The sequence below is a fragment of the Luteimonas rhizosphaericola genome, assembly GCF_029888045.1.
GTDB lineage: Bacteria > Pseudomonadota > Gammaproteobacteria > Xanthomonadales > Xanthomonadaceae > Luteimonas > Luteimonas rhizosphaericola.
On sequence record NZ_JARXRN010000020.1, the window covers coordinates 436,818 to 446,135 of the forward strand.

General features: G+C 71.5%; 7 protein-coding genes. 4 read left to right on the forward strand and 3 right to left on the reverse strand.

Annotated features, from left to right (window positions below; all coding sequences use genetic code 11):
• Window positions 1-3: 3 nt before the first annotated feature.
• From QFW80_RS05840 to QFW80_RS05850, 3 genes are all read right to left on the reverse strand, one after another.
• Window positions 4-1,425 (reverse strand): TIGR03013 family XrtA/PEP-CTERM system glycosyltransferase, encoded by a 1,422-nt coding sequence (locus QFW80_RS05840; protein WP_280600491.1) that lies wholly within the window; start codon window positions 1,423-1,425, stop codon window positions 4-6.
• Between the two features lie 225 nt (window positions 1,426-1,650).
• On the reverse strand, window positions 1,651-3,333 hold the full coding sequence (locus QFW80_RS05845) for a right-handed parallel beta-helix repeat-containing protein (protein WP_280600492.1): 1,683 nt from the start codon (window positions 3,331-3,333) through the stop codon (window positions 1,651-1,653).
• Between the two features lie 245 nt (window positions 3,334-3,578).
• A complete protein-coding gene (locus tag QFW80_RS05850) occupies window positions 3,579-4,322 on the reverse strand; it encodes a glycosyltransferase family 2 protein (protein WP_280600494.1) in 744 nt (247 codons plus the stop codon).
• Between the two features lie 152 nt (window positions 4,323-4,474).
• On the opposite strand from QFW80_RS05850, the gene QFW80_RS05855 reads away from it, so the two are divergent.
• The 4 genes from QFW80_RS05855 to QFW80_RS05870 all read left to right on the forward strand — a co-directional run bounded on the left by QFW80_RS05855 (window position 4,475) and on the right by QFW80_RS05870 (window position 9,150).
• Window positions 4,475-5,008, forward strand: coding sequence for a serine O-acetyltransferase (locus QFW80_RS05855; protein WP_280600495.1), 534 nt, complete (start codon window positions 4,475-4,477; stop codon window positions 5,006-5,008).
• A gap of 253 nt (window positions 5,009-5,261) precedes the next feature.
• Window positions 5,262-6,458 (forward strand): glycosyltransferase, encoded by a 1,197-nt coding sequence (locus QFW80_RS05860; protein ID WP_280600496.1) that lies wholly within the window; start codon window positions 5,262-5,264, stop codon window positions 6,456-6,458.
• A 68-nt stretch (window positions 6,459-6,526) separates the two neighbouring features.
• Complete coding sequence (locus QFW80_RS05865) at window positions 6,527-7,825, forward strand: glycosyltransferase (RefSeq protein ID WP_280600498.1); 1,299 nt, start codon at window positions 6,527-6,529, stop codon at window positions 7,823-7,825.
• Window positions 7,822-9,150 (forward strand): nucleotide sugar dehydrogenase, encoded by a 1,329-nt coding sequence (locus tag QFW80_RS05870; protein WP_280600499.1) that lies wholly within the window; start codon window positions 7,822-7,824, stop codon window positions 9,148-9,150. The genes QFW80_RS05865 and QFW80_RS05870 overlap by 4 nt, the downstream gene beginning before the upstream one ends.
• Window positions 9,151-9,318: the final 168 nt, after the last annotated feature.

Here is a 9,318-nt window from a genome sequence, read left to right on the forward strand (position 1 = left end):
CGCTCAGCGCGCGCCGCGCCTGAACAGGACGACCTCGACGGTCTGCAGCAGGATCATGAAGTCGAAGAACAGGCCGTGGTTCTTGACGTAGAACAGGTCGAACTTCAGCTTCTCGCGGGCGTCGTTCACCGAGGCGCCGTAGGGATAGCGCAGCTGCGCCCAGCCGGTCAGCCCCGGCTTCACCGAGTGCCGCACGTTGTAGTAGCGGATCTCCTCGTTGAGCTGGTCGACGAACTGCGGCCGCTCGGGGCGCGGGCCGACGAAGCTCATGTCGCCCGCCAGCACGTTGAACAGCTGCGGCAGCTCGTCCAGCCGCGTCGCGCGGATGAAGCGGCCCACGCGCGTGGTGCGGTCGTCGTTGGTGCTGGCCCAGCGCGCCACGCCGTCCTTCTCGGCGTCGGTGCGCATGCTGCGGAACTTGGTCAGGTCGAAGGTGCGGCCGCCCTCGCCCACCCGGGTCTGGCGGTAGAGGATCGGCGAACCGGACTCGGCCCACACGCACAGCGCCACCACCAGCATGAACGGCCACGCGACCAGCAGCAGCACCAGCGCCGCGGCGATGTCGAAGGCGCGCTTGCTGAGCCGGCGCGGGAACGAGTGGTCGAAGCCGCCGGAGAACACCAGGGTGGACGGATCGGCGATCTCGAGCTTGATCAGGCCCGCCTCGCGCTCGAAGAACGCCGGCAGATCCACGATCGCCACGCCCATCTGCGCGCACTGCAGGATCTGGTCCATCGGCAGGCCGCCGCGGCGCTCGTCCGGCGCCACCACGATCTCGTGCGCGTGCAGGTCCAGCGCCAGTTCGCGCAGGGTACGCCCGTTCGGATCGACCAGCAGGTCCTGCGCCACCACCTGGGCCTGGCCCTCGATCGGAAGGAAGCCGATCACGGTGAAGGCCTTGCGGTCGCTGCGGCGGCGCAGGCGGCGGTTGATCAGGTCGGCGTTGCTGCCGGCGCCCAGGATCAGGATCCGGCGCTTGAACGCCTCGACCCCGAACAGGCCGTAGACCAGCAACCGCAGCGTGCAGATGAGCACGAAGCCGATCAGCAGCGACAGCGCCAGCACGCCACGGCCGATGTAGGTCGACGGCACCGCGTAGTACAGCACCAGCAGGCCGACGCCGCCGAAGGCGAACCCCAGGCCGATGCGCAGCATCAGGTCGATGCGGTTGTGGCGCACGTGCGGCTGGTACAGGCCGAAGGCGGCCATGGCGCCGGTGACGAACACGGCCACCAGCAGCGAGCGGAACGGCGCGGTGTCGATGAAGAGCCCGCGGCTGGCGGGATCGTCGAGGAACCGCAGCCAGACCGCCAGGGTCACCGCCAGCAGCAGGACCGAGAGCTCGAGCAGCCACAGCACCCGGATGGTGCGGTTGGCGCGGCCGGCGAACGCGCCGATCACGATGCCCACCCGCGCGGGCGACACACGGGCGGCACCGCCGCCACATGCCCACGATGCAATGCGTACATGGTCCAAGCCCCCTGATGCCGTTGCGATCGGACGACCGCACCGGTTGGTCCGGTTCGCGGTCGCCTGATTCAACGCATTTCCCGCCGGGGGCAGGACAGGACGGACTGCGGCCGCTGGCCTGCGCTGGCCAGCGGCCGCACCCGGGGCACCGGCGTCGCCGCCGGTACCGCGGTCAGCGGATCAGCGCCGGACCTCGCGGGACGTCGCCGTGGCGGCGCCACGGTCCAGCCAGTCCCGCAGGCGCGTCCACAGCATCAGGGCGGGCGGCGCCACACGCACCGCAGACGTGGAGGCGACCGGCGCCTGGACCGCCCGGGCCGCGCCCGCGGCCGGCTCGGACGCAGGCACATCCGCCGGCCGTGACGCGGGGGCCGCGCCGGAGGTCGAGCGCATCGCCGCGACCGGCTGCGCGGACGCGCCGGCGACCGCCATGCCGCTCCCCGACGCACCACCGGCGCCCAGCGGCTGGCTGCCGCCACGGCGGACCCGGGTCGGCGGCGGCGGCGCCGAGGCGACTTCGTCCGCACCCAGGTCGTACGGCGCGGTGCGCGCCTGGCGGTCGATGTCGTCGGTCACCTGGGCGATCGTGGTGCCGGCGTTGATCGCGGGGCTGTTGGCCGGCAGGCGGCCGTTGGCGTCGACCGAATACGCGGCCTGCTTGCTGTTGGCGTCGACGTTGAGCGCGTTGCGCCACTGCGTCAGGCTGCCCTGGCTGAAGCCGCTGCCGGGACGGTTGTCGCGGAACACGCAGCCGGTGCCGTAGCCGTTCCAGTCGGTGCCGGGCGAGCCGCTCAGGCCCGACAGTCCGCCCAGTTCGCTCGAATGGCGGATCTCCACGCAGCGGTTGTTGGCCTGGATCACGAGGTTGTTGACGATCCTCGGGTTGACGTTCGCCGGGCGCTTGGCCGCCGGGTCGTAGTCCTGGAAGGTGACCCCGAAATAGAGCGCCGAATGCGCGCCGGTGGCGGTGTTGACCAGGGTGTTGTTCGCCACCACCGTGTCCTTCGACGCGTACAGGCCGATGCCGGCGTAGCGGGTGTTGCGCACCACGTTGTTGCGCACGATGCCGCCGATGGCCTCGTAGTAGTTCGGGTTCACCGACAGGTCGAAGAACTCCGGGCTGGTGTCGAAGCCGACGAGGATGCCGGCATCGCCCGTGTTCTCGATCCGGTTGCGCTGGATCACCACGTTGCGCGCGCCGCCCTTGAAGTACAGGCCGGTGGTCGCGGTGTCGTGGATGAAGCTGTCCTCGACCACCATGCCGTCGCCGTTGACGTTGTCGATGCCGTCGGCGTTGCCGCTGTCACGGGTGCCTGTGTTGCGGATCTCCACCCGGCGGATGATCGCGCGGTTGGACTTGGGCGTGATCTTGATCCCGTCGCGGCCCGAATCGCGGATCAGCAGGTCCTCCATCACCACGTCGGAGGCGCCCGTGTTCGACGACGGACCGCCCTGGTACCACGCGGTCTGCAGCATGATCCCGTAGTAGAAGCCGCCACTGATCTCCAGGTTGGCGATGCGGCTGCCCGAGGCGCCCGGATCGACCTGGATGGTGACGGAGTTCGACGTGGACGTGTTGCAGTGGATCAGGGCGCGTTCGCCCGCGGGCGAGCGCAGCGTGACCCGCTGGCGCAGGCGCACGTTGCATTCGTTGTAGGTGCGGTTGCCCGACGGCGCGCGCACGGTCACGGTGTCGCCGGCGCGCGCGGCCGACAGGCCCCGCTGGACCGTCCGGTAGGGACGCGACGAACTGCCGTTGCCGCTGGAATCGTTGCCGCTGGTGGAGACGAAATATTCGGCCGACCAGGCCGGTGCGGCGGCCAGCGCCAGGACCAGCGCGGCCATCAGGGTACTGCGGGGCATGCGGACTACCTCGGGTATCGGAATTGCGGTGTGGCCCCCTGATTGCCCGCGACAGGGAGGCCCGTCGCAAAGCCCGGCGAGGCTCTCACGCAATTGCTGAACCGTTGGTACATCTTTGCCAGATGGCGGCGGGAGGCGGATTCGGACGCGTTCGCCCGCGCAGGAGTGTGACCACGCGCACATACGCGCGCGGGCAACCGTCCGGGATTGCGCAGGATGGACGCCCTGGTCGCGCCCCCGATTCTCTAGAGGCGCTTGCCCACGGCCCGGGCGGCGTAATGGGCGAAATACCAGCCCGATCGCAGCACGCCCAGGCGCTCGCTCTCGCGGTAGATCCGCCACTGCCACCGGGCGGCACGCAGCTTGTTCGACGACAGCGACCCCTGCCGCACCAGGTAGGAGGCCAGCATCCGGTCCGGCTGCGCGCAGACCGCCTCGCCCGCCGCCCGCACCAGCCCGAGCCAGAACACGTAGTCCTCGTGTCCCATCGCGCCGAAGCGCGGATCTCCGAGCGAACGGTCGTAGAGCCCGGTCAGGTTGCCGATGCAGTTGCCCTTGAGCATCTCGGCATAGGTGGCACGCGCCGGCGGCCGCACCCGCGACAGCACCCGCCCCGCGGCATCCACGCGCTCGTAGGCGGTGTAGCCCACGCGTGCCCCGCTCTCGCGCAGCGCGGCCAGCTGCACCTCGAGCTTGTCCGGATACCAGGTGTCGTCGCTGTCGAGGAAGGCGACGTAGCGCCCGCTGGCGGCCTCGATCCCGGCGTTGCGCGCCGCCGCCACGCCGCCGTTGCGCGGCTGGCGGATCGGCACCACGCGCGGGTCGGCGTCCGCCTGGCGCTGGATCAGTTCCCAGCTGGCGTCGGTGGAGCGGTCGTCGACCACCAGCAGTTCCACCGCGGCGTGGGTCTGCGCGAGCGCGGAGCGCATGGACGCCTCCAGCGTCCCGGCCGCGTTGTAGGCGGGCATCACCACGCTCACCCGATCCATCCGGACTTCCCCTGCACGTCGTCCAGGCGGTAAACGCGAAAACGCGTCGCGGGCGGGCACGCGCCCGGCACGGCGGCCGGCCGCGGCCGGATATCATGCCGGCCTGCGTCCATCCGGGGATGCGCGTTCCGGCAGCGGCCGGCGGGGGAAGCATGCGGTTCGTCGACGACGTCAAGGCCAAGTCCCGCTGGTGCTACGGCGACGACCGTCCGCGCACCCTGCTCAAGACCCTGCTCACCGACGGCACCTTCGCGATGGCCTGCTACCGGGCGATGCAGTGGTCGCAGGCGCACCGGCTGGCGCCGCTGGCGATGGTGTTCAACAAGCTCAACGCGTTCTTCGGCCAGTGCATCATCGGCCGCGGCGCGGATTTCGGGCCGTGCTTCGTGCTGATCCACAGCCAGGGCGTGGTGATCAACGGCAGCGTGCGGGGCGGCGCGCATGTCTACATCGAGCACCAGGTGACGATCGGGGCCGAAAAGTACGTCTCGCCGCGGATCGGCGACCACGTGTTCATCGGCGCGGGTGCGAAGATCGTCGGCGCCGTCACCCTGGGCGACCACAGCCGGGTCGGCGCCAACGCGGTGGTGGTGCACGACGTGCCGGCGGGCGCGACCGTCGGCGGAATCCCCGCGCGCGTCCTGCGCCAGCGCGTTCCCGGAGAAGCTGCGGACGCCGGGGCCTGAAGCGGCTACCGCGCTGGAGCAGCCAGCGGCATCCCATCCCCTGAAAGCGGATCGACGCCCACCCTCGCATGCGGGGGACGCGCCGGGGCGACGCTGGCCTGTCGCGGGCGGAATTCGCGTGATCTGAAGACATCGCGCGGACGGGGACCGCGCCGTGCATGCAGCGGCGTGTCCCGCCGACTCTGCACCCGTGGTCCCGCCTGCCTCCCGGTTGCGCGCGGCTCCCACGCGGCCTGCATTCACGACGGAACGCATGAAGATCCTGGCGCTGACCAACCTGTACCCGAACCCGCTGCAGCCGCACCGCGCCGCGTTCAACCGCCACCGCTTCCGCTTCCTGGCCGGGCACCACGAGGTCCGGCTGATCGCGCCGGTGTCCTGGCGCGACGAATGGGCGCTGCGTGGCGCCGGCGCCCGGATTCCGCCCGGCCGACGCACCACCTGCGACGGCATCGCCGTCGAACATCCGCGCTACTGGTACACGCCCGGCGTGCTGCGGGGGCAGTACGGGCGCTTCTTCGAGGCCTCGGTGCGCGGCGCGTTCGATCGCGCCGTGCGCGAGCTGCAGCCCGACATCGTCCTGGCCACGTGGGCCTATCCCGACGGCTGGGCCGCGGTGCGGCTGGCGCGGCGCCACGGGCTGCCGGTCGCGGTGCTGGTGCACGGCAGCGACGTGCGCCGCATGGACGAATTCGCCGCGCGCCGCAACGGCACGCGCGAAGCGCTGTGCGAGGCCGATGGCGTGATCGCGGTGTCGGCCGACCTCGCCGCGCGCGTGGTCGCGCTCGGCGCGGCGCCCGACCGCGTCGCCACCGTGCTCGATGGCGTCGACCGCACCCTGTTCCATCCCGGCGAGCGCGCCGACGCGCGGCGGCGCCTCGGCCTGGGTGACGACCACCGCCACCTGCTCTACATCGGCAACCTGCTGCCGGTGAAGGGCGTCGACGTGCTGCTGCAGGCGTGCCAGGTGCTGGACGCGACGCGGCGGGACTGGTGCCTGCACCTGGTCGGCGACGGCGCCGAGCGCCCGCGACTGCAGGCCCAGGCGCAGGCCGCGGGACTCGCCGGGCGGGTGCTCTTCCACGGCGCGCAGCCGCATGCCGCCCTGCCCGACTGGCTGCGCGCGGCCGACCTGTTCGTGCTGCCCAGCCGTTCGGAAGGCATTCCCAACGTGCTGCTCGAGGCCTCCGCCTGCGCGACGCCGTATGTCGCCAGCCGGGTCGGCGGCATTCCCGAGATCGCCGCGCTCGGTGCGGGCGTGCTGGTGCCGCCCGAGCAGCCGCAGGCGCTGGCCGAAGCGATCGACCATGCCCTCGACGCGCCGCCCGCGCAGCCGGCGGACGGTCCGCGCGACCGGCGCGAGGCGGTCGGCGAGATCGCCGCCTTCCTCGCGCGCACCGCGGCGCGCACGCGCGAACCGCCGGCGCTGTCCCGATCCGCCGCCGTCTGACGTTCTCCATCAAAGACCCCTGCAGCGCGGCTCCACCGGCGGCGCGCCATCCGCGAGCACAGACCTCCATGCCAGACTCCAGCGGCCAGCCGCGCCTGAAGATCCTGTTCCTGCACAAGCAGATCCTGTTCCCGCGCGATACCGGCGGCAAGATCCGCGTGCTGAACCTGCTCAAGCACCTCGCGCGCTGGCACGACGTCACCTACGTGTGCAACCTGCGCCGTGGCGAGGAAGCGCTGCTGCCGCAGATGGAGGCGCTGGGGCTGAAGGTCGAGGCGGTGCCCGGCGAAGCCTCGCCGCACGGCAGCCCGCGGTTCCTCGCCAGCGCGGTGGCCAACCTGGCCTCGTCGCGCCCCTACGCCATCGACCGCAACTACGATCCCGCGCTGCGTCGCCGGATCGAGGCCCTCGTCGCGCGCGAGCGCTTCGACCTGGTGATCTGCGACACCGTGCAGATGGCCCGCCACACCATCGGCCTGGACCTGCCGCCGACGATCCTGTTCCAGCACAACGTCGAGGCGCAGATCCTGCAGCGCCACGCCGAGGTCAGCCGCGGCGCGGCGATGCGCGCCTACATGTTCAACCAGTACCGGCGCATGGCGGCGTTCGAGGGCGGCTGCGGCCGGCACTTCGACCACGTGATCGCGGTCAGCCGGCAGGATGCGGACATCTTCCGCGACCGCTACGGCTGGCAGCACGTGGACCCGATCGACACCGCGGTGGACACCGACTTCTTCCAGCCCGACCCCGCGCGCGAACGCGAGGGCCAGGTGATGTTCCTCGGTTCGATGGACTGGCTGCCCAACCAGGACGGCATGCGCTGGTTCTGCGACGAGGTCTGGCCCCGGGTGATCGCCCGGCGCCCGGACGCGCGCTTCCGCATCGTCGGCCGCAACCCGCCGCCGGCGATCCAGGCCCTGGCGCAGCGCCCCGGCATCGAGGTCACCGGCTCGGTCCCCGACGTGCGCCCGCACCTGGCCGATGCGGCGGTGGTGGTGGTGCCGCTGCTGGTCGGCGGCGGCACCCGGCTGAAGATCTACGAGGCGATGGCGATGGCCCGCGCCACGGTCAGCACCACGATCGGCGCCGAAGGACTGCCGGTCGAGCCCGGCACCCACTTCCTGCAGGCCGACACGCCCGAGCGCTTCGCCGACGACATCCTGCGCCTGCTCGACGACGCCCCGCTTCGGCACCGGATCGGCGACGCCGCCGATGCCTTCGTGCGCGCGCACTACTCCAGCGAGACGATCGCCCGCCAGTTCGAGGCGATCTGCCTCGGCGTCGCCGCCCGCGCGCCGGGCCATGCCGCCGCGCGCCCCGCGCGCGCGAGCACCCTCATTCCCTCAAGCGAGCCAGTCAAACCATGAGCAATGTTGCGGTATTCGGCCTGGGCTACGTCGGTTGCGTGACCGGCGCCTGCCTGGCCAAGGACGGTCACACCGTCATCGGCGTCGACATCGACCAGGACAAGGTGGCCGAGATCAACGCCGGCCAGGCCCCGATCCGCGAGAACGGGCTGGACGAACTGGTCGCGGCGCAGGTCGCCGCCGGACGCCTGCGCGCCACCACCGACACCGCGCTCGCGGTGGCCGGCTCGGACGTGGCGATGATCGCCGTCGGCACGCCCTCGATGGAGGACGGCAGCGTCACCACGCACGTGCTCGAGAGCGTGATCGCCGGCATCGGCACTGCCCTGCGCGCCGCGCCAAAGGCCTACCACGTGGTGATCCGCTCCACCCTGCTGCCCGGTCTGCTGGAAACGCAGATGCAGCCGATCCTGGACAAGGCGCTGGGCGCCGACTTCCCCGCCGACGTGGTGTTGTGCAACAACCCGGAATTCCTGCGCGAAGGCTCGGCGCTGAAGGACTACTACCACCCGCCGTACGTGCTGGTGGGCGCGGACGACGAGGCCCAGGCGCAGCCGGTGCTCGACCTGTACGCCGCGGTGGACGCGAAGAAGTTCGTCACCGACTCGCGCACCGCGGCGCTGGTGAAGTACGCCTGCAACAACTTCCACGCGGTCAAGGTCACTTTCGCCAACGAGATCGGCGCGGTCGCCAAGGCGATGGGCGCCGACGGCCACGCGGTGATGAAGCTGGTCTGCGAGGACACCAAGCTCAACATCTCGCCGGCGTACATGCGCCCGGGCTTCGCGTTCGGCGGCTCGTGCCTGCCCAAGGACCTGCGCGCGATCAGCCGCTTCGCCGAGCACGAGGCGCTGCGCCTGAACATGCTGTCCTCGGTGATGGCCTCCAACGAGAGCCAGCTCAAGCGCGCGCTGAAGCTGGTGCGCGACACCGGGCGCAAGCAGATCGGCCTGGTCGGCCTGAGCTTCAAGAACGGCACCGACGACCTGCGCGAGAGCCCGATGGTGGAACTGGTGGAGACGCTCACCGGCTGGGGCCACCAGGTGAAGATCTACGATCCGAACGTGACCCTCGGCCGCCTGCGCGGACGCAACCTGAGCTACATCGACCGTCACCTGCCGCACCTGGCGCAGATGCTGGTGTCCGAGCCGTCCGAGGTGCTGGACCACGCCGAGGTGCTGCTGCTGTGCACCGACGTGGCCGATGCGCACGACTGGCGCGCGGAGGCCAGCGGCCGGGTCTTCGACCTGCGTACGGACCTGGCGCGGCCGGTGTCCGACGCGAGCGAGGCCCTGGCCGAAGCGCGGGCCGCACGCGCGGCCTGATCGCCGCCGGCAGCGCGGCGACCGGATGAGGCCACCTGCGCGCCCGGTCCGGGCGCGCAGGCGCGCGACGCATGCCTCGATGCCGGCGCCGCCGGATGTTCGCGTCGCCCCGATATGGCCGCAAGCCTCATCCGGCGCGAGACGCGAATCACGTGATGATCGCCAAGC